This is a genomic window from Candidatus Woesearchaeota archaeon, assembly GCA_016187565.1.
Lineage (GTDB): Archaea > Nanobdellota > Nanobdellia > Woesearchaeales > JACPJR01 > JACPJR01.
The window spans coordinates 29,517-53,605 of record JACPJR010000034.1; the positions used below are offsets into that span (position 1 = coordinate 29,517).

Annotated in this window: 19 protein-coding genes and 1 tRNA gene; 8 read left to right on the top strand and 12 right to left on the bottom strand. The window is 39.7% G+C overall.

Annotated elements, in window-relative coordinates:
• Positions 1-156 precede the first annotated feature (156 nt).
• Positions 157-6,597, top strand: a complete 6,441-nt coding sequence (locus tag HYW21_08925; GenBank protein ID MBI2549443.1) for a right-handed parallel beta-helix repeat-containing protein — start codon at positions 157-159, stop codon at positions 6,595-6,597.
• A 72-nt stretch (positions 6,598-6,669) separates the two neighbouring features.
• On the opposite strand, the gene hisS is transcribed toward HYW21_08925, so the two are convergent.
• Positions 6,670-7,965: a histidine--tRNA ligase gene (hisS, locus tag HYW21_08930; GenBank protein ID MBI2549444.1), complete on the bottom strand. Its 1,296-nt coding sequence runs from the start codon at positions 7,963-7,965 to the stop codon at positions 6,670-6,672.
• Between the two features lie 82 nt (positions 7,966-8,047).
• On the opposite strand from hisS, the gene HYW21_08935 reads away from it, so the two are divergent.
• A tRNA-Pro gene (locus HYW21_08935) sits at positions 8,048-8,140 on the top strand.
• A 54-nt stretch (positions 8,141-8,194) separates the two neighbouring features.
• Here the strand turns inward: HYW21_08935 and HYW21_08940 are convergent.
• The 5 genes from HYW21_08940 to HYW21_08960 all read right to left on the bottom strand — a co-directional run bounded on the left by HYW21_08940 (position 8,195) and on the right by HYW21_08960 (position 12,766).
• Positions 8,195-8,659, bottom strand: a complete 465-nt coding sequence (locus HYW21_08940; GenBank protein MBI2549445.1) for a hypothetical protein — start codon at positions 8,657-8,659, stop codon at positions 8,195-8,197.
• Between the two features lie 157 nt (positions 8,660-8,816).
• Positions 8,817-9,599, bottom strand: a complete 783-nt coding sequence (locus HYW21_08945) for an AIR carboxylase family protein (protein MBI2549446.1) — start codon at positions 9,597-9,599, stop codon at positions 8,817-8,819.
• A 9-nt stretch (positions 9,600-9,608) separates the two neighbouring features.
• Positions 9,609-10,382, bottom strand: coding sequence for a hypothetical protein (locus HYW21_08950; GenBank protein MBI2549447.1), 774 nt, complete (start codon positions 10,380-10,382; stop codon positions 9,609-9,611).
• Between the two features lie 115 nt (positions 10,383-10,497).
• Entirely contained in the window at positions 10,498-12,384 is a 1,887-nt protein-coding gene (gyrB, locus tag HYW21_08955) for a DNA topoisomerase (ATP-hydrolyzing) subunit B (GenBank protein MBI2549448.1), read from the bottom strand.
• 226 nt (positions 12,385-12,610) lie between these two features.
• Positions 12,611-12,766: a hypothetical protein gene (locus HYW21_08960; GenBank protein MBI2549449.1), complete on the bottom strand. Its 156-nt coding sequence runs from the start codon at positions 12,764-12,766 to the stop codon at positions 12,611-12,613.
• 140 nt (positions 12,767-12,906) lie between these two features.
• Between HYW21_08960 and HYW21_08965 the strand changes: the two genes are divergently transcribed.
• The 3 genes from HYW21_08965 (at position 12,907) to HYW21_08975 (ending at position 14,993) form a co-directional block, all read left to right on the top strand.
• Positions 12,907-13,854, top strand: a complete 948-nt coding sequence (locus HYW21_08965; GenBank protein ID MBI2549450.1) for a phosphate uptake regulator PhoU — start codon at positions 12,907-12,909, stop codon at positions 13,852-13,854.
• An 85-nt stretch (positions 13,855-13,939) separates the two neighbouring features.
• Positions 13,940-14,533 (top strand): hypothetical protein, encoded by a 594-nt coding sequence (locus HYW21_08970; protein ID MBI2549451.1) that lies wholly within the window; start codon positions 13,940-13,942, stop codon positions 14,531-14,533.
• Entirely contained in the window at positions 14,514-14,993 is a 480-nt protein-coding gene (locus HYW21_08975) for a hypothetical protein (protein MBI2549452.1), read from the top strand. Before HYW21_08970 ends, HYW21_08975 begins: the two co-directional genes overlap by 20 nt.
• A gap of 85 nt (positions 14,994-15,078) precedes the next feature.
• On the opposite strand, the gene HYW21_08980 is transcribed toward HYW21_08975, so the two are convergent.
• Positions 15,079-16,191 (bottom strand): hypothetical protein, encoded by a 1,113-nt coding sequence (locus tag HYW21_08980; protein MBI2549453.1) that lies wholly within the window; start codon positions 16,189-16,191, stop codon positions 15,079-15,081.
• 120 nt (positions 16,192-16,311) lie between these two features.
• Here HYW21_08980 and mutL point away from each other — a divergent pair, with 120 nt between their 5' ends.
• The gene (gene mutL, locus HYW21_08985) at positions 16,312-18,057 is read left to right on the top strand and encodes a DNA mismatch repair endonuclease MutL (protein ID MBI2549454.1); all 1,746 of its coding nucleotides are present in this window, start codon (positions 16,312-16,314) and stop codon (positions 18,055-18,057) included.
• A 10-nt stretch (positions 18,058-18,067) separates the two neighbouring features.
• Here the strand turns inward: mutL and HYW21_08990 are convergent, their stop codons facing one another.
• From HYW21_08990 to HYW21_09000, 3 genes are read right to left on the bottom strand one after another with little or no spacing between them, the layout of a single operon-like run.
• Positions 18,068-18,727 carry a methyltransferase gene (locus HYW21_08990; protein ID MBI2549455.1) on the bottom strand — a complete coding sequence of 220 codons (660 nt, stop codon included), beginning with the start codon at positions 18,725-18,727 and terminating at the stop codon, positions 18,068-18,070.
• A gap of 2 nt (positions 18,728-18,729) precedes the next feature.
• Entirely contained in the window at positions 18,730-19,824 is a 1,095-nt protein-coding gene (locus tag HYW21_08995; protein ID MBI2549456.1) for a pyridoxal phosphate-dependent aminotransferase, read from the bottom strand.
• Positions 19,825-19,826: 2 nt separating this feature from the next.
• Positions 19,827-20,783 (bottom strand): class I SAM-dependent methyltransferase, encoded by a 957-nt coding sequence (locus tag HYW21_09000; protein MBI2549457.1) that lies wholly within the window; start codon positions 20,781-20,783, stop codon positions 19,827-19,829.
• Between the two features lie 86 nt (positions 20,784-20,869).
• Between HYW21_09000 and HYW21_09005 the strand changes: the two genes are divergently transcribed.
• Positions 20,870-21,577, top strand: coding sequence for a hypothetical protein (locus HYW21_09005; protein ID MBI2549458.1), 708 nt, complete (start codon positions 20,870-20,872; stop codon positions 21,575-21,577).
• A 529-nt stretch (positions 21,578-22,106) separates the two neighbouring features.
• Here HYW21_09005 and HYW21_09010 read toward each other — a convergent pair.
• The gene (locus HYW21_09010; protein ID MBI2549459.1) at positions 22,107-23,372 is read right to left on the bottom strand and encodes an ATP-binding protein; all 1,266 of its coding nucleotides are present in this window, start codon (positions 23,370-23,372) and stop codon (positions 22,107-22,109) included.
• A gap of 115 nt (positions 23,373-23,487) precedes the next feature.
• The gene (locus tag HYW21_09015) at positions 23,488-23,745 is read right to left on the bottom strand and encodes a hypothetical protein (protein MBI2549460.1); all 258 of its coding nucleotides are present in this window, start codon (positions 23,743-23,745) and stop codon (positions 23,488-23,490) included.
• Positions 23,746-23,821: 76 nt separating this feature from the next.
• Between HYW21_09015 and HYW21_09020 the strand changes: the two genes are divergently transcribed.
• Complete coding sequence (locus HYW21_09020) at positions 23,822-23,989, top strand: hypothetical protein (GenBank protein MBI2549461.1); 168 nt, start codon at positions 23,822-23,824, stop codon at positions 23,987-23,989.
• The last annotated feature ends 100 nt before the right edge of the window (positions 23,990-24,089 follow it).

The following is a 24,089-nucleotide window of genomic DNA, read 5'->3' on the forward strand; positions in this document are numbered from 1 at the left end:
GGCTTAGTTTTTTGATCAGATCTAGTCATACAGAGCCGTATTAAGCGATGTTATAAAGGGGTGGTAAGAATGGATAAACTGTTCTCTGAAAGAGCATATCCTATTTCGATGTTAAGGAAAAAAACTTTTTTCTCACTTTTAATTTTAATGATTCTGATGATTACTGTTCTTACTATCACTGCTGAAATTGATACTGTTGACCGGAATGGAAATGAAGGACTACAAGACGGAATCCACGAAAAAAAGATTCTCCAACAAAATGCCTACCAACAATTTTCAGAAGTCTTACCCTCGAAAGCTATATTGCCTCAAAAAAACGGAGTATGTAACAGACATGACAGAGACATTCTTCCTCCTTTCAACAGCAACGCTGACAACGACACAGAAAGAATCTATAGCTCAGTAGATGAAATACAGCAAAGAAAGTTAACAACAAATATCATAAATCTCCAAATTGATCTTGAAGATGAACATGATGCGAATATATTACCAAAACTCTTAGAGATGCTGCAGTCAGAAAAGGTATTAGTAACATTTTTCTTCACGACTGATTTTATGCAGGCATATCCCGAAGCAATCACAACAATTATGGATGATGGACATTCTATTGGTTTACTTATTACTGAAGATATCTCATTGATGAGCTATGAAAGACAAGAAACGTTCATGGCTCAGAAACTAGCAGTGTTAACAGAAGTTACATCGTTTCCATCAGAGAAGATCGTGAAGCATATAAAAATTAAGTTATTAACACAGAATGCAGACACCTACCTTTTAATGAAAAAAATGGATGTTCAGTATCTTACGAGTCAGTTTAATGATCCTGCACTCTGTGAAATCAATGATGGAGAACTCCAAGGAAGTTGTGGATATTGTCAAGCACTTAAGGGAAAGATTACGCATGTTTATCCAACGGTTTATGGATTCTGGGCAGTACCAGTATCTTCAATATCAATGTCCTCTGAAGGAAGCGAAGATAAAATAGTTCCACTCATGCAAGAAGAAATAGCTGGCACCTTCTTCGATACTGTCTACCAAACCTATAAAACAACCGTCGCGACGCAAGAACACGTTGCACTGCGATTTATTACTGCATCACTGAAAGCATCTGAAGCAATAACAGAAAAAGAAGAGTTTCATGAATTGACGGTGAATGTCAGGGCATCAGGAGGGCTGATTAAGCCATTTCAAGAAGGCCTTCTCCTGTCAGATGAGCAAAATGATATTTCCTCACTCAATATCACCGGTGGACCACGAGGAATCTGTGGTAGTCAAAATATCACTGGAGGGAGTAACAATACCTTTGACATAACTGTTGAATACACAAATGCACTGTACTGCCCAACCTATTATTTTCGTATCTATGGAAAACTCCCGGAAGAACAAGAATGGGATCTTTTAGGCGAATATCAAGAATTTTCCTCACTCGGAACGCACAGTTTTACGCAGACTGTTACGACACCACCTCTTGTGTCCAACAGTACACATTACGAAGTTATGGTCGTTGGCCAAGACTGTAAAGATGGTCCCTGTTGGCCAACACCAATTTCCTACCAGATGAAAAGTTCAGCAGAAATACCCTTGTATGATTTTCAAATAATTAATATTAGTATTGAAGGAACAAGCAGCAAAAATAATCCAGAAACAGGAAACATTGTTACGCTTTCAGCAAACCTAAAAGGAGCGCCCTATGCATTAGTAAGTTGGACTGTTGAATCAGTGGGAAGCAGATTGACAACCTCACCTCATGGATCCAGTAAAGCTCACCAAAATTTACCTATAGCTCCACAAAACACCGGTAACCCTCTCAAATATACGCCGAACATTGATACTCATGGTGCAAAAACAGTTATAGCCAAAGTAACGTGGAAACAAGCTAATGTTACCTGTCAGCAAGAAATGGAAAAAAATGCCCTTTTGTATTTCAAAAAGGATGGAAGTGATTATAATGCATTTAATGGTGATCCCAATTGGTTTGGGTATTGGTCACTGCATGATGATCAAGCAGTTACTGCTGAGGGCTTTGATCACCAAAATGGGTATTTTAAATATGATCCCGGCTATAATGGGTGGGGATATACTAATTTTCAAAGTATATCGTTAGGTAAACAAGCACCGCTTGGATGTGGAAAAAATGGTGGTTTTTTTTCCTTTCCTAGCATGGGGATTTCTATAGATCATACAGGCTCAGATTGTGTTTCGTTAACCCTCGGGCATGAAACAACGCATGTTGATGTGTATAACAACTGGCTTCCTGGCGGGATTTGGAACGGAAGACCGGATACAGACTGTGATGGAATTCCTGACATTGAAGAAGCAAGTTTGCAGGGTTTTGATCCGAATTCTCCAGATTCTTCTCAAGGAAATTATTTTATCAGTGGAAGTACGACCGTCCATTTTCTCAAACCAGATCCTAATCATCCATGTGCAGGAAGTAGGGTTAAATCAGTAGATGGAGAGATTTATGCTGATCTAAAAGGCCAGGTCTTGCATAGCACCTACAGTCGAGACTGGGCACAGCCAGGGAAACAATCCATACCTGCTTATCGAAGAATATCACAAGAAACAGGAAATAATGCAACCTTTACTGGCTTATTCCGAGATTTTGGTCTCGATACCAACCTTAACCAATTATTTGACGTTCTCACCCTCGACGCTGGAGTTGATGTTAGGTCAGCAGGAAACTACTCTTTTGAGGCTTTACTCGTAGACCAGAAAGGACAAAAGTTTGGTGCACAGCCTTTGTTGATTTACTTGGAAGAAGGTAACCAAACCATTCAATTATCATTTGATGGACAAGCCCTACGAAAGGCAAACGTTAATGGAACCCTTAACGCAACAGTCCGCTTATTCGGTGATAATCTTGAAGAGACCACTACGATCAACACGGGAACATATCAAGCCGTACAGTTCGAATGGTTACCGGCTGAAATCCTCGGTATAACACAAGAGACTACACCTGATCAGAATACTAACTCGCTTTATGACTCGCTTATTCTTAGCGTTGATGTTGATGTGCATGAACAAGGGATGTATACACTTCGAGGCTTTTTAGCTGACGGTGTTAGTGTTGCAGAGCAAACAGCGACACTCTTACCCGGAGTTAGCACTATTAACTTAACCTTCGCTGGAGTATCACTAAGAGCTTCAAGAAGCAATGGACCCTATCAATTAGGACTAGTAAGCCTTACTAATGAACTGTTTACTGAAGTGGACGTTGCCTATGATATCTACGAAACCTTGGCTTATCAGTACACCTCGTTTGAAATGCCTCGAGTTGAGTTTAGAAGTAAACCACTGGAATTCGGTGTTGATCTTAACGCAAATAGATTGTATGATATCTTACGGCTGAAAACAACAGTTGCTGTTAACCGTTCAGGAACTTACTTTTTTTCTGCTCATCTTTGGAATAAAAATGCTATACCTATCTCTCTAGCAACAAAGACCAAAAGTTTATCAGCAGGAACGCAATCTGTTGATCTTGATTTTAATGGATTTGCTATTAGTAACTCAAAACGTCATGGACCTTATCAAATTGTTTCGTTAACCGTTTCAGACACTAATGGTAGTATCCTCAATGAATACCCTTTACCTATTAACACAACATCCTATCTTTATTCGGACTTTGATGCCTTTGGTAAGATTAGTGGATTCACCTTGTATAACAAAACTCCGGTAGAGAATGTTGAGGTAAGTGTGAGTGGTCCAATAATAACCTCAGCTCAGTCTGATGTATCTGGGAGATATGTTATCGAGAATCTTCCTGAGGGTACTTACACCCTTACTGCGTATCCTCATCCAGAATCTAATCTATATCCAACAACAAAGACAGATTACTTTGTGTCTTCGGGACAGGAACGTGTACTTAACTTTTCACTGAGTGCAGCAGGAAGCGTCAAAGGTAAAGTCACTGATCAAAATGGTTCTCCGGTAGTAGGTATTTTTCTCTATGAAGATGTTTTTGAGCCTCCACAATATCCTACTAATGTGACAGGGGAATATATTATTCCTTACTTACCTGCTGGTTCTACAACCATTAAAATTGCTGAAGGAACGTGGTACATCTTAGTGAATGGCGAATACTTTGGCATAGGGGATGGTGTTTTGGTTGATATCCTCGCGAAAAATACAACGATTGTTGAGTTTACCCAACAACTTCCAGCAAATTGTACTGACGCTGATAATGACAGTTTCTTTGGTGGCTGTTCTATTCTTCCAGATTGTGATGATACAGATCCATCGATCATTGGGCTTAGAGATGATTTATACCTTAACCACAATGTAACCTTATGCACCGATGGATACTCTCTTGATGATGATGGTACACTGGGAATTATACGGTTTAATGCCACTGGAATAACACTCAATTGTAATGGAAGCATTATCCGTAGTATACGACTAGAAGAAGGAACTGGGATCTACACGCAGAAAGATAATTCGAAGATTGAAGGTTGTACATTTGTGAATTATGATGTAGGAATTGGAGCCGACTATGCACAGAATATTTCATTGTCACTGAATACGCTTATAGGAAATGATGAAGGCATATCATTATATCGCTCAGATGGATATATTGTGCAAAACCTTACGTTGTATTATAACGATGTGAGCATGACTATCGAATCCTCAGATGATGGTCTTGTAACCAAAAGTAATTTCACTACGAATAATCAAGGGATTGATCTTTCTTCGAGCAACCGCGTTATGATTCTCTCCAATCGTTTTGATAATGTAAATATGGACCTTTTGATTGATGTTTATTCCCAACAAACGGTTGTCGGTGGGAATGGCTTTTTTGGTAAAGGTGTCATTGATGATTCGGGAAGCACGAATTATTGTGCAATGCCAAATTATTTTGCACCAGGTGCAAATGTCCCCTATGGCGCTCAGGTCTGTGGATGTACTGATGCTGATGGTGACACAACTTACGCTTACAATGTAAGCTGTACTCTCGGTAATGACTGCGATGATACCAATGCGTCAATCATTGGCCTTAACGATGATCTTTATATAAATCGTAATTCAGTTCTTTGTAGTGCAAACTACTCAATAAAGGATCAAGGGGTTGGTGGTGTGTTCATCCTCAATACAAGTGGTATTACCTTAGACTGTAATGGAAGTAGTATTATTGGTCAAAACCAGGACGGATATGGGATGTATGTAGAAAGAAAATCAAACATCACTATTAAAGGATGTACCTTTCAAAATTATAGGAAGGGGATTCTTGCAGAAAGCACGTCCAATATTTTGTTTCTCTTAAATACCCTTACAGGTAATTACCAAGGATTATCTTTGGATAATGCAGATCGATTCGTTGTGCAAAATCTTACTGCTATTGGTAATAATTATGGCATTGATCTTTCCTATTCAGATAGTGGAACAATAACCAAGAGCGAATTTACCAATAATAATTACTATGGAATTGATATTAATTCTGGAAGTCAAATAACTGTCCTTTCTAACTATTTTGATAATCCAGCTGTAGATCTCTTCATAGAGGCTTATGTTGAAAGAGCAACGGTTGGGGGTAATGGTTTCTATGGTGGTGGTATTTATGATGATTCGGGAAGCACTGATTATTGTACGCAAAGAAATTATTTTGCACCGGGTGCAAATGTCCCCTATGATGCTCAGATCTGTGGATGTACTGACAATGACGGTGATGGAACTTACGCTTACAATATCAGTTCATGTATTATTGGTAATGACTGCGATGATACTAATGCGTCGATCATTGGCCTTAAAGACGATTTTTACCTCAACCAGGATGTTATCCTATGCAGAGGAAATTACACTCTAGAAGATAATGTAGCCTCAGGGATTTTGATATTTAATGCAACTGGCATTACCCTTGATTGTAATGGCAGTACCATCAAGACCAGAGATCCAGGAGATGGAGTTGGTATCTCTATTTATAGAAAAGGAAATGCAAGTGTTAGAGGATGCACTCTCTCAAATTTCGCTATTGGAATCTCTGGAGACTCTGCAGATAATATTTCCCTTAGTTCCACTACTATTAAGAATTTTGGTGGGTCTACTGGTGTTGATATAGATTCGTCGTCTAAGTTCAGTATTCGCAATGTTACGGTAACCGGTGACTTTTATACGGGTATAAATATTTACTACTCAGATAATGGAAGCGTTATTGATAACACCATAGCGGGTAGCAATGACTACGGAACAGGAATAGAGCTTTATGATGTTTCACAGATCGTTATGAAACGTAATAACCTAACTGGAAATGATGTTGGGATAGGGTTAACAGTTGTTGATAGAGCTATTATTGAGGCAAATGAGATTTATGGAAACAGTGAAGGCATAGATGTATGGTATCTGCTCACCAATAGTAGAATAGTAAATAATAACCTCTATGATAATGTGTACTATAATTTTGTCAATGAGGATTCTAGAGATATAACTGCTGAAAATAATTGGTGGGGAACTACCACTCGTGGTATTATTGTATTATCCATTTATGATTATTATGATGACTCTGGTTTAGGCATTGTCGATTTTGAGCCATATTTGTCTGCACCGTACAACCCCTTCATCAAAAAGCAAGAATGTTATTTTGAAAACAATACTATTACCTGCTAATCGACGAGATAACGGTAACAGTTCGAAGCAGACTGGACAGAAGCTAGAAGATGATTCAATTTAGGTAGAATATCATGCAGTATGCGTAACTAACTTTACCACGTCCTTAACATTCAACAATTGTTCTTTTCCTGTCCTCATGTCACGTAACTTTACTTTTTGCTTTTGAAGCTCGTCTTCACCAACAAGAATAACATACGGGATCTGGTAACTGTCTGCATACTCTAAGTGTCTACTCACTCCTTTTTTGCCGAGTGCAATGTCTACATGAATATCCTGTTGACGTAATTCCTGGACAATACGAACCGAGGCTGCCATAGTTCCTATGGGGATAACATAAACCTGCACAACGCTTTTCTTTATACCATGTTGCTGCTGCATGACCAGTGAGATTGGTTCAATACCAAATGAAATACCAACCGCAGGATACGCTTGCTTGGTTCCTAAAAGGTTACCAATCATCTCATCATACCTACCACCACCTGCTAAGGAACTCTGGAAGGTTCCATCAGGAACAAAAGCCTCAAAAACCGTACTCGTGTAGTACGCCAAGCCCCGAGCAAGCGTTACATCAAGGACAAGAGATTTGATGCCAAAGAAGTCAGCAAAACAAAACAATTCACGAAGTTCATGAATTCCCTGCTTTCCTTGTTCATCTTTTAACTTTCCAGAAAGTTCATCTAACATTGCCAATGGTTCTTTTGCAGTTACTGAAAATAAAGAAAATATCCGCTGCATCATTGCTGGTGTCAATTGATGACGCTGTAGTTCTTCTTTGACGCCAGCCTCACCAATCTTGGCTAGTTTATCAATACTAAGAATGGTAACCTCTAACAGAGACTTTGGAACCCCTGCCTCTACCAAAAGCCCGTCCAAGAGTTTACGGTTGTTCACTTTTATGGAAACCAAAATACCAAGCGTTGTAAAGGCTTGCTCAGTTAATGCCAAGAGCTCTGCATCAGCAATCATACTCGTGGTACCAACCACATCAACATCACACTGCCAGAACTGTCGCATCCTTCCTGCTTTAATGGGTCCATCCCGAAAAACAGGTCCCATCTGATAACGTTTGAAGGGCAATTTCACGTTCGGATGCATGGTAATATAACGCGCAAGAGGAACCGTAAGATCATAACGCAAACCTAAATCTCTGCCACCTTGATCCTTGAGTTTAAAAGTCTCTTTCAAAATTTCTGAGCCACCAGTATATTTTGATGCCAAAACATCAACGCGCTCAAGACACGGTGTTTCAAGCGGATTGTACCCATACGATTCAAACAAACCCTGGAGCACAAGAAAAACATGCTGCCGGGTAATCATCTCTTCAGGGGTAAGATCCTTTGTTCCTTTAGGTATGGTAATGTCCATTGCGGGATCGAACAACACGCATTATTTAAATGTTTCTTCACCAATGTTTATAAATGACTCACCGTTCCATAATCCACTAGCTGGGGCTGTGGTCTAGCTTGGACTATGATACGTGCCCGGGGCGCACGTGATCCCGTGTTCAAAAGAAGATTAACTGAAAGTCACGGCAGCCCCATTTTTTTAACTCTTCTCAAAAAAAGACAAATAAAGAATCGATCTTCTTTATGATCTATTTTTTCTTCTGGAAGAACCAATTTCCTTCAGTATCAACCCGTGCCATGGCATCTCCCTCAAGATACGCCTCAGTTGTTGCTACATCAAAGTTCAGCCCGTCAGCCTCTAAAAAGATAACGCCTCTCCTACTTGTTAGACAACCCTGCTCTTCGTACCATGTTCCTTGCATTGCTTTGATAGTTCCATGATAGAGGCAAAGCGTAAGGTCTTTTCCTGCAATCATGACCGTGCCATCACCATAGAACAACAACGTTCCATTTCCCCAAGCGCGATACTCACCATGACCCTGATAGGTATCAGCATACGTAAGAGGCAGGAGAAAAAGAAGCCCAACGAACATACCAAAAATGACAGGGCTATAGGTAAAGCCACGATGACATAAACGCTTATTCTTTGTGCATATCTGCTGCTTTTTGTATAGTTGGTTACGAAAGTTGTGTGGGTTGTTTATTATTGCCATACCCACTGAGAAAAATCAGAGATTAATAGGTGTTTGCAGCATAAAAATAAGCGAACTATTGCAAAGAGTGAAAAGGATACACATTCGTCGGAAAGGTATCAGAAAGAAAAAACAATGCCGAAATTTTTACAAGAACGCTGAAAATCCTACCCGACTATCATTTCTCAAATGCTTCTGCTAATTTCCTTCGATAGGCATGAAGCTGCTGGTCATATTTTCCAGTCATGCTCATCACTTCGATTGCAGCCAGAGCAGCATTTTCTGCTCGGTTAAGACCGACCCAAAATCCCTTCTCAGTCAGTTTTAGAAGTGAAAGAGCATCTTGTGCTGTTGCTTGCTCATGCAGCGGAACATTGATAACCAACTGCTTGGATGCATTTTTCACGAAAGTAAATGAAGACAATGGTGAGAAATGAATGATCAATGATAGAGGAGCTATTGCCTCAGTTTCTCGGTTTCTTATTGAAAATGGCACACCAAATTGCTGAAGTATGTCAGTACATGCGGTTACTCGTTCATGTGTTGTTTCTCCAGACAACACCACCTGCTCATACTGCTGGAAAATACACTGCAGATCAGTAAGATCAGTACCACCATCTACGCCACGACCAAGAACAGGAACACCTGCAGGCATTTGATGGACAGAAAGGAGTGCATCTAGGCCATGGTAATTTCCATGACACGGAACGCCAATGACCGGGCGTATGGTTTTTGCTGCCACAACACCAGGCAAGTGTGCAGCTAGCCCTGCACCTGCAATGATTGCGTTGTATCCTTGCTCTTTCTCAAGAATTCTACCCAACAACAATGGTGATTTATGGGCAGATGCCACGATAAGTTTTGCCGCAATATGTTCTTTCGCGCAGCAATGAAGTATCTTGTTATAGACCTTATTATCAGAAGAAGAACCAAAAATAATGAGAACGTCAGGTGTTTGCATGACGCGCTCCTATTCCTCTGCTTCCTCCTCCACGTCTTCAACCACTGTTTTGGAGGTTTTTCGTTCGGTAGGTTTTTCCTTACTGGGATTTACTGATGCCTCACTTTCCTGCTCACTAATTTCGTCTTTTTCTTCAGTAGAAGCGTGTTCGCTTCCTGTTTCCTCAGCCGGTTTTGTTACCGGTTCTTGTGGAGCAGCATCGCTTGCTGGAGCCTCTCCTTCGTACTGGACAATGCGAATTTCACACACCTTTAGCGGGAAAACCTTGGAAGTAAGATCCTTTAACGATCGTTGGAGTTTGTGATTAACGAGCTGAAGAATCAAATCTTCGTAGGTTAACTTATGAACTGCATCTTGTAAGTAAGCATGAGCGGTCTTCCGCAATGCAGTTTGGACAGATTTGGTTGTTTTATTTTTAGTGATGAGCAGTGGTTTAAATCGTACTAATTTTTGGTCCTTGGTTTTGCAGAGAAATGATGCATCTACCTTATCTTTTGTTCTTCGCACCAATCGTTTGATGGTTGCAGGGATGATTTGATATTTTACTGGTATGGCATATGCATTATCTCCCTCAACTGTCTCGACAGCAAAGGTAAGCTTCGTGTTCTGTGCTTTTGGATCACCGGTCATATCCATGAGATTTATTTCAAGCGTTCTTCCTCTCAGTGTGTTTGCCTCGTAGGTTGGAACCTCTCCAATCTCTGGTTCTCCAAACATCTTTGGCCCATAGATCTTGAACCATCGTTTCTTTCGTATTTTGACTGTTTTTTGTTCCTTTGCCATTATGCATCACAACATTATTGTTTTACTATCCATTCTGGTATAACACGCTAGGAAAAAAGGGTTGGTTTATAAATGTTGGCATCTTGGAAAAGAGATGCTTGGTCGTTATTCTCCATTAAATATCAAGATTCTTAACTTCTTTTGCATGGGCCTCGATAAACTCTCGTCGAGGATCCACTTCATCGCCCATCAAAATCTCAAAGATCTGATCAGCTTCTATGGCATCTCCAATAGTGACTTGCTTCAATGACCTATTCACAGGATCCATGGTTGTTTCCCATAACTGGTCTGGATTCATCTCACCAAGGCCCTTATACCGTTGAATAACCGTTCCTTCCTCACCGATCTCTTTAAGGAGGGCGTCTTTTTTTGCATCACTGTATACATAATAGACATCCTTTCCTTTCTTTATCTTGTAGAGGGGAGGTTGAGCGATGTAAAGATTCCCTCCTTCAATAATCAGGCGCATGTAACGATAGAAAAAGGTCAAAATCAAGCACGTAATGTGTTGTCCATCAACGTCTGCATCACACATGATAATAACTTTGTGATAACGGAGCTTTGCCAGGTCGAAGTCTTCTCCAATACCTGTGCCTAGTGCGGTTATAATAGTAACAATCTCTTCACTGGTAAGCACTTTATTAATGCGAGCTTTTTCGACATTTAAGATTTTTCCACGCAACGGAAGGATTGCTTGAAACTCTCGATTTCTCCCTTGCTTTGCCGAGCCGCCCGCGGAATCTCCCTCGACAAGATACACTTCACATTGTGCTGGATCCCGATTAGAACAATCAGCGAGTTTTCCTGGTAATGAAGATCCTTCTAAGGCAGACTTTCTTCGCGTTAACTCTCGTGCTTTCTTGGCAGCCTCCCGTGCTTTGGCAGCGGTGTATGCCTTTTCAACAATCAACCGTGCATCCTTCGGATGTTCATCTAACCATTGCTGGAAGGCCTGACTAACAATTGAATCAACAAGACCTTTTATCTCAGAGTTGCCAAGCTTTGTTTTTGTTTGGCCCTCAAACTGGGGGTTAGGAACCTTCAATGCAAGTACGGTGGAAAGCCCTTCACGGACATCATCGCTCGAGAGTTTTGTATCATCTCCTACCTTTGCTTTTTCGAGATAACTGTTTAAACCTCTGGTAAGTGCAGTTTTAAACCCCGAAAGGTGCGTTCCTCCTTCGACGGTGTTGATATCATTAACAAAGCAGAGTGTATTCTCGGTATAGGCTTCATTATACTGCATAGCAAGATCGATATACACCCCATTTTTTTCTTTCTCGATATGGATAAGCTCATGAAAGGGCTTTTTATTTTTATTGAGGTAGGCAACAAACTCAACAATGCCCCCATCATATTGAAACTCAAGTTCCTGGCCAGTTCGTTCATCTTTTAGTCGGACATTTAAACCCTTGTTGAGGTATGCTAATTCCCGCATTCGTTTAGCAAGCAGGTCGAAATTAAAGGTCGTTACCGTAAAGATCTCATCATCAGGATAAAAGGTAACTTTTGTTCCTGTACCTTCAGCAGGGCCAATAACCTCGAGTTCTGTAATGGCCTTTCCCTGGGCATAGGTTTGTCGATAGGTCTTTCCATCACGCTTAATTTCAATGATACATTGTTTGGAGAGCGCATTAACAACGGATAAGCCAACCCCATGTAAGCCACCGCTTACCTGATAAGCCCCTTTCTCAAATTTTCCTCCTGCATGGAGCTTGGTCATAATGATCTCGAGTGCAGGCTTGTTGAACTTGGGATGGATATCAACCGGAATTCCACGACCGTCATCGATAACCGTAACTGCATTATCCTTGTGAATAATAACAACAATCTTTGTACAGTAGCCTGCAAGAGCCTCATCGATGCTATTGTCGGTAACTTCATACACAAGGTGATGAAGCCCTGGTTCTGCTGTACTTCCAATGTACATGCCTGGTCGTTTGCGGACAGCTTCAATGCCACCAAGAACTTGGATGTCCTCTGCTCGATAGCTACTGCTCATGTTCGTTCATGTGTTCTGCTTTGTTTTTGAGGATTTTTTGCTGAAAAAAGTTGCTGATAAGAAGGATAAAATCACTTTATCCACACTGCTACTGGCATTGAGCCATCTATATAAAGGTTTCGCAACAGGTCACGCAGAGTTGAAACGCAATAAAGCGTTGTGACCAAGAAAAACGACGTGCCCCGAGAAATAGGGCAAACGGCAGTCTCGGGGCACCTACGCGATGTTAAGAAGCTTCCTGATAACCTTGCATAAAACCTGCTTCCTCATTACTCATTTCATCGTCATCAAGTAATTCCTCACGAAATTCTTCGCAGTAAACATCTTCATTTATGTCATGGAAATCGTACATAAAGCCGTGAACCTGTCTCCCCGGACGCATGGTGATCACCTCTCTTTGCTTAGTAAAGGTTATGAGCATTAGGTTTATATATATCTTGAGCATATAGTATATATACTTGTATATACTCTTACCTTTTCCGAGAGCAACCTAATGATTATGATTTCAGAAGACCACAAAACATGCATGCAATAAGACGTATTATCGGCTTTGGCAAGAGCTCGTATGTCGTATCATTACCTAAGAAATGGGTACAAGATAATCACCTCAACAAAGGGGATACGCTCCATCTTATCGAGCAGAGTCCTCACTTGGTTATTTCTCCTGCTGAGCAAATACCTAAAGCTATTGAACGACGACAAGATATCAATGTTGATGGTAAATCCATGGGCGGGGTAAAGGCAGAGATCATAGCGGGATATGTGAGTGGTAATGATATCATTGTCATTGCGGGAAAACAACTCGAATTATATGTGCGTGAGATTAAGAGTACCATCCGAAATTTAGCAGGACTTGAAATTTTAGAGCAGACCCCGGAAAAAATCATTGCAAAGGATCTGCTGAACCTCCAAGAGGTTTCGTTGCAACATTCTGTCAGGAGAATGGATATTATTGTGCGGAGTATGCTCCAAGATGCTGCTGAGCCATGGACAACAGATAATTATGCGAGTATTGCAGAGCGAGATATTGACGTTAATAGGCTTCATTTTCTCAGTCATCGGGTGATCAACAAAGCATTGATTGATCCTCGCATTGCAAAATTGATGGAAAAAACACCCTTTGAACTCCTCCGTCATTGGCACATTATTGTTTGTTTGGAAAAAATAGGGGATCAGACAAAACGGATGAGGAGGTATTTACATCCATCTGGGCTCGATAAAGAAACTGCTGTTGCACTCTGCCAGAAACAGAGAAATCTCTTCGAAGAATACAACCGAACCATGCAGGCCTTTTACAAAGATGATAAAGAAAGTGCTCTTGCCACCGAGCTCAAGAATAAGGAAATTATTTTGGACCTCAACACCTTTCTTGAATCTCACTACAATACTTCAACCATACGAATCATTGAGATCATGAAGAGCACAGCAAGCAGCATCAAACACATTGCCCGTTTTACCTTGGAACATTAATTTCTGAAAAGTACTTTCACCTGAAATGAATCTGGATACAAACATTTATATACCCGTAGTTTAAATATTTAAACTGGGAGTTTATATGAAAGAAATAACCAAAACGGAAATGGATATTGTACTAAAACTTGTAAAAAGTCCAGAAGTAGATTATAATGCGAATAGTCTTGCAAAGGTTGTGGGAATCACTGCTATGGGTGCACTTAAAATACTAAAACGTCTGGAAAGCGAATCAATCTTAACATCAAAAAAAATAGGAAACGCTGTAATCTATCATATAAACCCTGAAAGCTCCTATGCTCATCGCTATGTAGGATTAATATTATCACGAGAATCTCGCCATACTACCCTAACAGTAAAAAGATGGGTTCAAGAACTAAAAAAAATAAAAAACGCTAGTCTTGTCATCCTTTTCGGTTCGGTATTAGAAAAAACAAATCCCAATGACATTGATGTTCTTCTTTTGACCGACCAAAAGCATTTTCCTCAGTTACAAAAAGAAATAAAAGAACTCAATGAAGCAAACATTAAAATGATCCATCCAATATACCAAACGTTTAATGATTTAGTCAACAATATTAAAAAAAGGGATAAACCTCTGTTAAATGCCATAAAGGGAATAATCGCAGTTGGTGAGGAGAAGTTTATTAAGGTATATCATGAGTCACGCAAAGAATAAACTCCGCTGGTGCTTGAATAAAGCAAAGAAAGAACTACAAGACGAGAAGAAACATCGAGGCCTCGTTGAAGTAATCCCAAACATGGAAACAGCGAGAGATCATTTAGCAAAAGCAGAACATAATCTTAAAGTCACTTTTTACCTTCAAAGAGGAGGATTTACCGATTGGTGCTCAAGCAGCCTATTTTACACAATATATCATTGTTTCCTTGCTATTTTGGCAAAGGTTGGTTATGAAAGTAGAAATCAGGAATGCACGTTTGCGGTGATTGCCAATTTAATCGAAGATGGCAAAATTACGCTTGAACAGAGTGATCTGGAAAAAGTAAGCTCTATGAGCATAGCAGAAGCACAAGAGTCTCCCCATTCAGCAATAAGTATTCGAGAAGAATATCAATACACCACTAAAGTATCATTAGAAGATGAAGAATATCAAGAGCTATTACAGCTCGCAAAGTGAATCTTGGATAAAACGAAATATATACTCCTCGAATAACCTCGAAGAGGCATTTTGAAGAAAAAAGAGAAAAACACACGAATCGAACTTAGTACCCTTCATAGACGAGTTCTTTTCCATGACTTCGGAGAACGGTTTGTGGATGGTTACTTTTACGTACCTTGCCAACAAGCTTTGCAGGACATTGTTGTGAAGTGCAGAGTGACAAGATTCCTTCGACATCATGGGGATTGGCGATAACAAAAAAACCCATGCCCATATTAAAGCGTTGGTACATCTCATAGTCTGAGAAGCCTGATGCATGTTGCATGAGTGAAAAAATAGGCTGGGGTTCGAGAGGCTCAGTGATAAGGTAATCAAAGCCCGTAATTCGGTTGAAGTTTCTCAACCCATAACCGGTATTATTAACACCAACAATACGATAACGACTACCAAGAGTAGCCATAATTCTTACATAGATCATTGTTGGTTCGAGGAGTGCATCGCCAACAGTTATTGAAGTGCCTGGAACAAGATCGTGCAAGCGATATTTCCCCTGATACCCTTTCCGGTATTCTGCTCTGGTCTCGAAATCTCCTTGTAATAGTTTTAGTCGAAGATCGGTAAAACCATTGCTGTGCACTCCAGAACTTGCTAGGGCAATAATAACATCACCATCATGAGGCGTCAGTACAAGACTCTTCTTTTCAATAAATCCAATCATCGTTCCTGCAATATCAAACCCATGACCTGGTTTAATTCCGCCGAGAAGTTCATGAACCGATGCAGTTTCTCCCTTACCAAGATTACAATAAACCGTGTTATGGAGAACATCGCTTGCATTGGACTGCTCAAGGCCTTTCACGATTCCTTTCATGAGTTCAGCAGTAATGCCTTTCTCTTGGATGACACTTTGGACTGACATGCAATTCAAGAACAAAAAAGGACTTATCCTTCCAAGGGTTGCTAAATCATTAGCATTCATAGCAACAACATCAATGCCGATAGTATCATACTTTTCCATTGCTTGAGCGATAAGGACTTTCGTGCCTGCAGTGTCTGCTGCACACACACAGTAATGCTCAGGAAAAAGATCGCTCTCAAAGATTTCTGCGAATAAGCCTTCAGTCCCCTTTACTTTGTTCTTTTTCAATGACCGTGGAATCTGTTTTTTGAGCGCATCTACTGCATGACGTTCACGCTCTTGATAATCAGCATTCATAGGGCATGAAAAACAGCCACGTTATTTATATGTTGTTATTTTTTGAGCATTTCAGTTTGAAATAAGTGTCATGTGTAGGGGGGCAATACATTTTTATACTTAAAAGAGCTCTCCACTTCCATGGGCTCAATTCAAATTCTTCCTAATGAGATTATCAACAAAATAGCTGCAGGTGAGGTCATTGAACGACCTGCTTCAGTGGTTAAAGAACTTCTTGAAAATAGTCTCGATGCACAGGCAACCCAGATAACCGTAGAGGTAAAGGAAGGTGGCAAAGTCTCAATAAAGGTAACCGATAATGGCACCGGTATGAGTAAAGAAGATGCTATCCTAGCTATCGAACGTCATGCTACCAGCAAAATCAAAACAATCCATGACCTCTTTGCGATTACCACCCTAGGATTTCGAGGAGAGGCATTGGCAAGTATCGGGGCAGTCTCTCTGATGAAGATACAGACAAAGCAAGATCGTGAGCTTGTTGGTACCCAGGTTCAGGTTGAGGGTGATGGGATTGTAGGGGTTAATGAAGTCGGATGTCCCTCGGGAACAAGCATTGAAGTAAAGGATCTTTTTTACAATACACCTGCACGGAGAAAGTACCTGAAAAGTACTGAAATAGAGTTCTCCCATATAGCCGATGTCGTTACTCGGTATGCGCTAGCAAACCCGGGGATTTTTTATAAACTTCTGCACAATGACAACGAAATCTTTATCAGCCCTGCTACCAATGATATGCTCAGCAATATTGTTTCTATTTATGGTAAGGATGTGGCAAAGGATCTTCTTGCAATCCATTTCTCTGGTGATATTGATGTCATGGGATACATCTCTAAACCACAACTAACAAGAAAAGACAAATCACAGCAAAGTCTTTTTATCAACAAGCGATATGTCAAGAATAGTATCGTCAGTAATGCTGTCCATGATGCCTACCATACCCTCCTCTTTGCTCATCGCTATCCGATCGTGGTTCTCTACATTACCATTGATCCAACAACTATTGATGTGAATGTCCATCCACAGAAAACTGAAATCAGAGTGGAGCATGAAAGCTCTTTGTATGCAGCTGTTTTTCGTGCAGTGCGAAATACCTTACAAGAAAATAACCTTTGGTACACCGCTGAGGGAGGAATCCAACAATCCACACTAACAGTACAAAAACCACAAATTCACCATTCAGGAAAAAAAAGATACCCTTTAGAGCATACAGCACAAACTCTACTTCCAAGCGAAGAAAAAAGAAGAATAAAAGAAGAAACCGCTCCCCAACTTCCTGACCAGTTACCTGCACCTGATACCGAAATTATTGTTTTAGGGCAGATTGGAAAAACATATCTCATTATCGAGGATGCTCAAGGCTTGCAGATTGTTGATCAACATGCGGCTCATGAACGAGTATACTACGAACAGTTTATGGATACACAAAAAGAGATAACAGTGCAACAACTTGTCCAACCAAAAATAATAACCGTTCCTCCACACGAAACAGCGATCGTAGAACAATATAAGGATCTTCTGCAGACAATGGGTTTTGCCTTAGAACCTTTCGGGATGAACACCTATAAACTAGCAAGCGTTCCTTTTATTCTTGGAAAGATTCCTCCAGAAACCATTATCCACGACCTTCTTGACAGTCTGCAAGCAAATAGAAACATCAAAGATATTGAAGAACTACGACAGAAAATGGTTGCAACCATGGCCTGTCGAGCTGCAATAAAGGCAGGAGACACCTTAACTCCTCCACAGAGTAAGATGCTTGTTACTGAACTCTTTCAGTGCCGAATGCCCTACACCTGTCCTCATGGGAGACCAACCGTAATATCATTTACGATTGATACCCTTGAGAAGATGTTTAAACGGAAATAACAAACGAATCCTACTGTTGAATAACGCTTATTGAATGGTTACCAAACTGATTTTCGAGAGTTACTTGGTCAGTAACCCTATAGCCAAATCTTCTGATATACCGTTCAGGAGGATGATCCCCCAAACGGGAAAAGGGCATGAGAATCATTCCACCCTTTGATAAATAACTTCGAGAACCATCAAAAAATCGTTCTAATGTTTGCGGTTCAGTTATGTAGATTCCCTGAATATCATCCTTTGGCGTTCCTTCTAAAAATGGATGATTAAAAATAATAACATCATAGAGGAACAATGGCAATGAATCAAACAAATTACTTTTGACAACCCTCATATTTTCTAATCCTCGAGCATTTCTTCGAGCACTTCTCAAGGCAAATAAGGACTTGTCAACAGCAACAACATTCTTTGCTCCTCCACGTGCTACTACTACGCCTTGAACACCGCTCCCAGTTCCCATGTCAAGCACATCCTTTCCTCGATAAAGATGCGGATGAAGCACCAAATATTCAGTGAAATGTTGAGCAACCCAGCTTTGCTCAGGCCCAAGTGTTCCCCTACCAATGAAAATAGGATCAACTCCTAAATAATCAAAAAAAGAGCTAACATAATCTCCATGCTGTAATTTAGCTTCCAAATCCCTAACAAGTGCCTCTCTCGGTATTTTATCCATATTCATCTTCTTCCTTTCAATTCTTCACAGATCATTTTTACTCCGGCGATACAATCTTCCTCTGCAGCAGTTAATGAAACTCTTACATACTGGTTTGATGTTCCAAATGCAGTACTTGGACAAACTGCTACCCTACAATTATTAAGAAGCGATTCAGAGAAACGGTCAGCATCTACGCCATTCAAATGAAGATACAAGAGCGGAGCACTGTCAGGCTCGGTGAAACAAACAGAGCTTTCTTCTAAAATACCCTTAACATCATCTAACTTTTTTTTATAATCGCTGACTTGTCTATCGAGCATTTCATCTTCGTGATCTAAAACATACCTTGCAACGGTTTGAGTAAACTGAGAAGTGCATTGGATGGTATCATAAATAAATTGCTCGATCCCATCAAGCAGATCTTTATCATTAGAGATGAGATAACCTACTCTAAATCCAGCCATCCCAAACCCTTTTGAGAACGTTCCAACGATGACCAATCGATCATTTTCTACTTTCGTTTTAGATTTTTCAAAAGCTAACGGCTCATATGCTGTATCAACGATGAAATACAAATCTCTTTCTTTGCAGAACGTTGCCAAATAACCTATTTCCTGCGTGTTAAAACGGATTCCTGTAGGGTTGTTAGGATTACTCAACAACAGTCCTTTCGTACAATAATCAATTCTCTCTTCAAGCTCGTCCTGGTCAAACCGCCAGTTTAATGCAGATTTTCTCTGAACCCTCCTGACTGTTGCTCCTCGATCACTAATAGTTGGGATAAGACAATGTGCCCATTCAGGTTCTGGAATAATGATGTTATCTCCTTGTTTCAATAATACCTGCATGAGACCATGTAACAAAAAACGTGATCCTGCGCTTACTATAACACTCGCTGCTCCTACACCATACTTCTCGGCTAGTTGAGTTCTCAACCCTTCACTTCCCCGAGGAGAGCTGTAACCAGAGGTTTCGGGACTTATAGCATCTCTTGCTACGGTAATTATTGTTTTATCCGGAATCTGTGGATCAATGGTATGTAACTCTATTAGTTTTTCTCCCAGAGAAGTGAGATGCATTACTGTTTCACAAACTTCCGCAAGTTTGTCCCTCATTTTTACCTCTCGAAAACATGTAATTGTATCTGGGAGGGTATGAAGAGTTCTGTCTTAAGATTGTATCCCGCAGATCTACAACATTCTTGCAATTCATCTTTCAGATTCTGTCTCGTCTCATCAGGAAGATCAGTGCCAAGTGTTGTTACCGTTCCTTGTTCCAGACAGTACAAGATTTCAGCAAATGAATGAGGTTTCAGCCAGGAGAATGCTCTGCCAGAGAAGGTTTGTTGTGTAAATCCCTTACTTCGTAGGTATCGTTCTGCAGGGCTCTGATCACCATGCAACACTTGACTGTTAAATCTCGTAAAGGGAAGTCCTGCTTCAGACCTTAGGTTATGATACCGCTGAAAGAATGCAACCACTTGATTAAGATGACCGGGAAGCACCTCATTGCTAAACCATTCTCTGACTTCAGTCAATCGATAATCATGGTGCTCATACATTGCCTCAGTACCATGAAACACTGCATTTATTTCCTCACCTAATATGATCTTACCATTAGGAGAGAGGCAAGCGACAAGATTGTCTAATGCATGTTGCCAATGCTCTGATAAAATATGCATCGTGGCAAAACTAAAAACCCTGTCAACATCATGAAGACATTCAAAAAATCCTGCATCCTCAAGAGAAGCATGATGTATTTCTGTATTTTCATACCCAACTAAACCTTGAGCAAGCTCCTCAAGCATTGGTTTTGAAATATCCATTCCGACTAATCGTGTTGATGGATGGTTTGCTTGAGCATATGCTGCAAATGGTACAAAGAATCGTCCATTCCCTGTTGCAGCTTCCAAAACTGTCTGAGGAGCACCTTCAAAAACTCTTACGGTAACTTCATAGATTACCTCTGGTGGAATATACCGACATCTACTATATGCTTCGACACTTGCCTGTCTTTGGTGGACAGCACTAAACTCTTTACCTTTTTCTCGATATGCTTGTTGATAATTTGGCATTTAGCCACAGAAGCATGGTTTTCTTTATTAATAATATTTGTCTATAATCAGACAACTTTAAATAATAAGAGCACTTTCTTCATCAAATGGAAGCAACGATACTATCAAAAATCGGCTTGTCTGAGGCAGAATCAAAGATTTATCTCACCGTTCTTAAGCTTGGAACCGTTACAGTTAAAGAAATTGCAAAAGAATCCGGATTTCATCGCACGAATATTTATGATGTGCTTGATAAACTCAAAGAGAAAGGATTAATGACCTTTCACAAGGTTGGCAAGACCACCAAGTACAAGACTGCTGATCCAGAAAATCTGTTTGCGTATCTGAAAGAGAAACAATTGTTTCTTGATTCGCTTATGCCAGATCTGAGGAAGCTACAGGAACTATGCATCGAAGACATCGAGGTTGAAGTTTATCGTGGAGAAGAAGGGATGAAATCAGCTTGGAGAGACATGATAAAAGAGAAAAAAACACTCTATGGTTTCGGCGTACGAGGACAGCTAAGGGAATACCTTCCTGAATTTGCAAAGCAATTTCTTCGCGATTTGAAGAAACATAAGATTCGGTATTACGGCATTTATACCCGAGGAGAACGAAAACCTCCTTGGTACTACACTGAGGTTAGATATGTCCCACATTCTATGAGCTCTCCGGTAGCCACGTTCATTTACGGCAACAAAGTGAACATAAATATCTGGGAACCAACATTGATAGCTATCGTCATCACCTCAAAAGGAGTTGCTGAAACCTACCGAAAGCACTTCAAATTATTGTGGAACATAGCAACCAAATAATCAAATGTTTTAACGTATCTATAAGTTTTTTCTGGGTTTTTTTCCCACTTCTTATTGTTCATTAGGCTAAAACGTAATTTCAGTAAAGAGAACTTCAAAGAAAAATAAAAGAAGATTTATACAGGATTTGGAGTTCCAGATGTTGGCGAAATTAAGGCTGATTATCAGCTGGAATTAGTACAATCTAGTGGTGGTCCAAATAATCCTTCATTTGGAAGACTGGGTTATATCAAAGGACATCTTCGATTATTGCAAGAAAGAGTGCAACAACATAAACCGTAACACCAAATCCCCCTTCTATTTTTTAGGACTCCAAATTTATTGAATATAACATATAGGAACCTTGTTAAATGCCTTTTTTTGGCAACAGAATTCTCATAGACGAAAAGTTCGAAAACCCGCCGTAAATCCCAGTTGTCGCTGTAGTTTTTTATTATAAATTTTATAATGTATTTTCTGCGTAAGCAGACTAGAATTTAATGAAAATCGGGGCTTGTTTTTAATGATATTTTTTATTTGATCATGATTCTTATTGTGGTAATTTCATTGAACCATTAATTCCCTTTGTAATTTCTGGCATTCCAGCTCCAGTTCTTTCATATTTTGCCTTTAGTGCAGTTGCTAAATCTTCACAAACTCTTTCAAATGTGATTGATTGATTTAATTCATCATCTGGAATGCTTTGGTTATGCTTTAGTGCATCTACTAATGTTTTATAGCCTTTATCCGCAAGTAATGCCTTCTTTCTTGCACTTTTATAATTTCTTGAGAATTCTTCTATAAATGCGCCTTGTTCTGCTGGTGTAAGTTCAGCTAACCTTTGTGCCTGAACATCATCTAATTCCATTATTTTGTACACTCCAACAAAATGTTGCCACATTCTTGCTCTTTGTTCTGGGTTTGGATAATCAACAAAATAAGATGTAAGACGACCTTCTCTTGTTAATGCGTCCTCGAATGACTCTGATAATAAATTTGTGCTTAGAGCAATTACTAAACTCCTGTAATTTCCGATATATCTTTTTAATGTATCAAGTGGTTCTTGATAATGTTTTGATACTGATTCTGCTCCCCTTCCAGCTTTTTCCGCCAAGATAGATGCTTCATCAAAATACAAAAATGAAGGTTTTTGCCTCTGTTGTGCCTCTCTTAGTGCGATCTTAATTTCGCTTTCTAAATTTTTTGCAAAATCTCCAACCCATTTACTATTTACTTCAGCAACAGAAACTTCTTTAGAGTAAGCACCAGTAGCTTGATAAACTCCACAAATAGCCCTCAATAAAATGGTCTTGCCTGTTCCCGGTGGACCATAAAGAATGACACCGCTATAAGCTGGTTCTTTTCCTTCAAGTAATTCTGGAATAGAAACTCTTGTTACAATATCATCTTTAAGAACATCATCAATAAAAACCTTGTCTAAAGGAGACAGTACTTTTGCTCTGTATGGATGAGGTTTTGTAGGGTCGTCTATCGCATCTTTAGTTGAAACACTTGGACCAACAACTTGGTCAATTGAAGTAACTGGTTTGTCTTTAATTTTCCAGTATCTTATTGGTTCAGGTTCTGCAATTTGACTACGTATACCCAAAATATCCTTATCTGAAAGACCTAATTGCCGACCACGTTCTTCCCATTCTCTAACTTGCTGGTCATGATATTGTGTACTTTCTCTTATCTTTTGCTCATGATGCCTATAGCTATCATCCATCCCTGTTCTTAAATGTGAAAGTGTACTTGCTCTGTCTTGTAATTTTCTACGCAAGATTCCCATTACATCTTCTTTACTTAGTGCCATTCCTATTCACTAAACCTATATAATTAACTAGTATTTAAATCTTTCTATTTTGTTACTATGTATTAGTAGTTAATATAGTATATTCTCAAGCCCCGTGCGGTGTTGAATAATTACCTTAGAATTTGGCTAACTCGAATTCTATTTTGAGTTCTTTTAGTATTGTGACTACTTTTGTTATGTCTCCCTTATTTTTCACATGAAGTACCGTTTTTCTTGATTTATTCAAATCAATTTTTCTTAATAATCCTTCTCTTTCATAATTATAATCATAATTTGATTTATCTCGATAACCATACAATTTTCTTATTATTTGTGTTCTTTCACTATTGCTTTTTCCTTTCAAATCATACATTATTATCGCTTTTTCTGCCATGGTAATATAGAAAAAGCAACAAGTATATAATGTTACGCTATTTTGAATAGCGTAAAAGCTAAAAAGAGGTGATTTTATGGCAAAAAGAGAGAGATGGGGAAAGAAATTTGAAGATAAAAGGGACTGGAAAGTAGAGAATGAAAAGTATGTTGTAAGAGGGGAGTTCCTGTTTGACCTTGACTTTGTCAAGTCGTGGGGCGAAGAATTGACGTCCTCCCCAACCATAAATGGTGGGGATTCCTAGTCAGTAAGTCTTTGGCGTCATGAGTCTCGTGATTTTTTACGTATTCTTTTGCTTTCTCTAGAGTGATGTGTCCAACTGAACCCATAAACTTTCCATCACC

What these genes read in the sequence shown, in the direction of transcription:
- HYW21_08925 (MBI2549443.1), top strand. Translation starts at nt 157, where the DNA reads ATGATTACTGTTCTTACTATCACTGCTGAAATTGATACTGTTGACCGG.
- hisS (MBI2549444.1), bottom strand. Translation starts at nt 7,965, where the DNA reads ATGGACATTACCATACCTAAAGGAACAAAGGATCTTACCCCTGAAGAG.
- HYW21_08940 (MBI2549445.1), bottom strand. Translation starts at nt 8,659, where the DNA reads ATGGCAATAATAAACAACCCACACAACTTTCGTAACCAACTATACAAA.
- HYW21_08945 (MBI2549446.1), bottom strand. Translation starts at nt 9,599, where the DNA reads ATGCAAACACCTGACGTTCTCATTATTTTTGGTTCTTCTTCTGATAAT.
- HYW21_08950 (MBI2549447.1), bottom strand. Translation starts at nt 10,382, where the DNA reads ATGGCAAAGGAACAAAAAACAGTCAAAATACGAAAGAAACGATGGTTC.
- gyrB (MBI2549448.1), bottom strand. Translation starts at nt 12,384, where the DNA reads ATGAGCAGTAGCTATCGAGCAGAGGACATCCAAGTTCTTGGTGGCATT.
- HYW21_08960 (MBI2549449.1), bottom strand. Translation starts at nt 12,766, where the DNA reads ATGCGTCCGGGGAGACAGGTTCACGGCTTTATGTACGATTTCCATGAC.
- HYW21_08965 (MBI2549450.1), top strand. Translation starts at nt 12,907, where the DNA reads ATGCATGCAATAAGACGTATTATCGGCTTTGGCAAGAGCTCGTATGTC.
- HYW21_08970 (MBI2549451.1), top strand. Translation starts at nt 13,940, where the DNA reads ATGAAAGAAATAACCAAAACGGAAATGGATATTGTACTAAAACTTGTA.
- HYW21_08975 (MBI2549452.1), top strand. Translation starts at nt 14,514, where the DNA reads ATGAGTCACGCAAAGAATAAACTCCGCTGGTGCTTGAATAAAGCAAAG.
- HYW21_08980 (MBI2549453.1), bottom strand. Translation starts at nt 16,191, where the DNA reads ATGAATGCTGATTATCAAGAGCGTGAACGTCATGCAGTAGATGCGCTC.
- mutL (MBI2549454.1), top strand. Translation starts at nt 16,312, where the DNA reads ATGGGCTCAATTCAAATTCTTCCTAATGAGATTATCAACAAAATAGCT.
- HYW21_08990 (MBI2549455.1), bottom strand. Translation starts at nt 18,727, where the DNA reads ATGGATAAAATACCGAGAGAGGCACTTGTTAGGGATTTGGAAGCTAAA.
- HYW21_08995 (MBI2549456.1), bottom strand. Translation starts at nt 19,824, where the DNA reads ATGAGGGACAAACTTGCGGAAGTTTGTGAAACAGTAATGCATCTCACT.
- HYW21_09000 (MBI2549457.1), bottom strand. Translation starts at nt 20,783, where the DNA reads ATGCCAAATTATCAACAAGCATATCGAGAAAAAGGTAAAGAGTTTAGT.
- HYW21_09005 (MBI2549458.1), top strand. Translation starts at nt 20,870, where the DNA reads ATGGAAGCAACGATACTATCAAAAATCGGCTTGTCTGAGGCAGAATCA.
- HYW21_09010 (MBI2549459.1), bottom strand. Translation starts at nt 23,372, where the DNA reads ATGGCACTAAGTAAAGAAGATGTAATGGGAATCTTGCGTAGAAAATTA.
- HYW21_09015 (MBI2549460.1), bottom strand. Translation starts at nt 23,745, where the DNA reads ATGGCAGAAAAAGCGATAATAATGTATGATTTGAAAGGAAAAAGCAAT.
- HYW21_09020 (MBI2549461.1), top strand. Translation starts at nt 23,822, where the DNA reads ATGGCAAAAAGAGAGAGATGGGGAAAGAAATTTGAAGATAAAAGGGAC.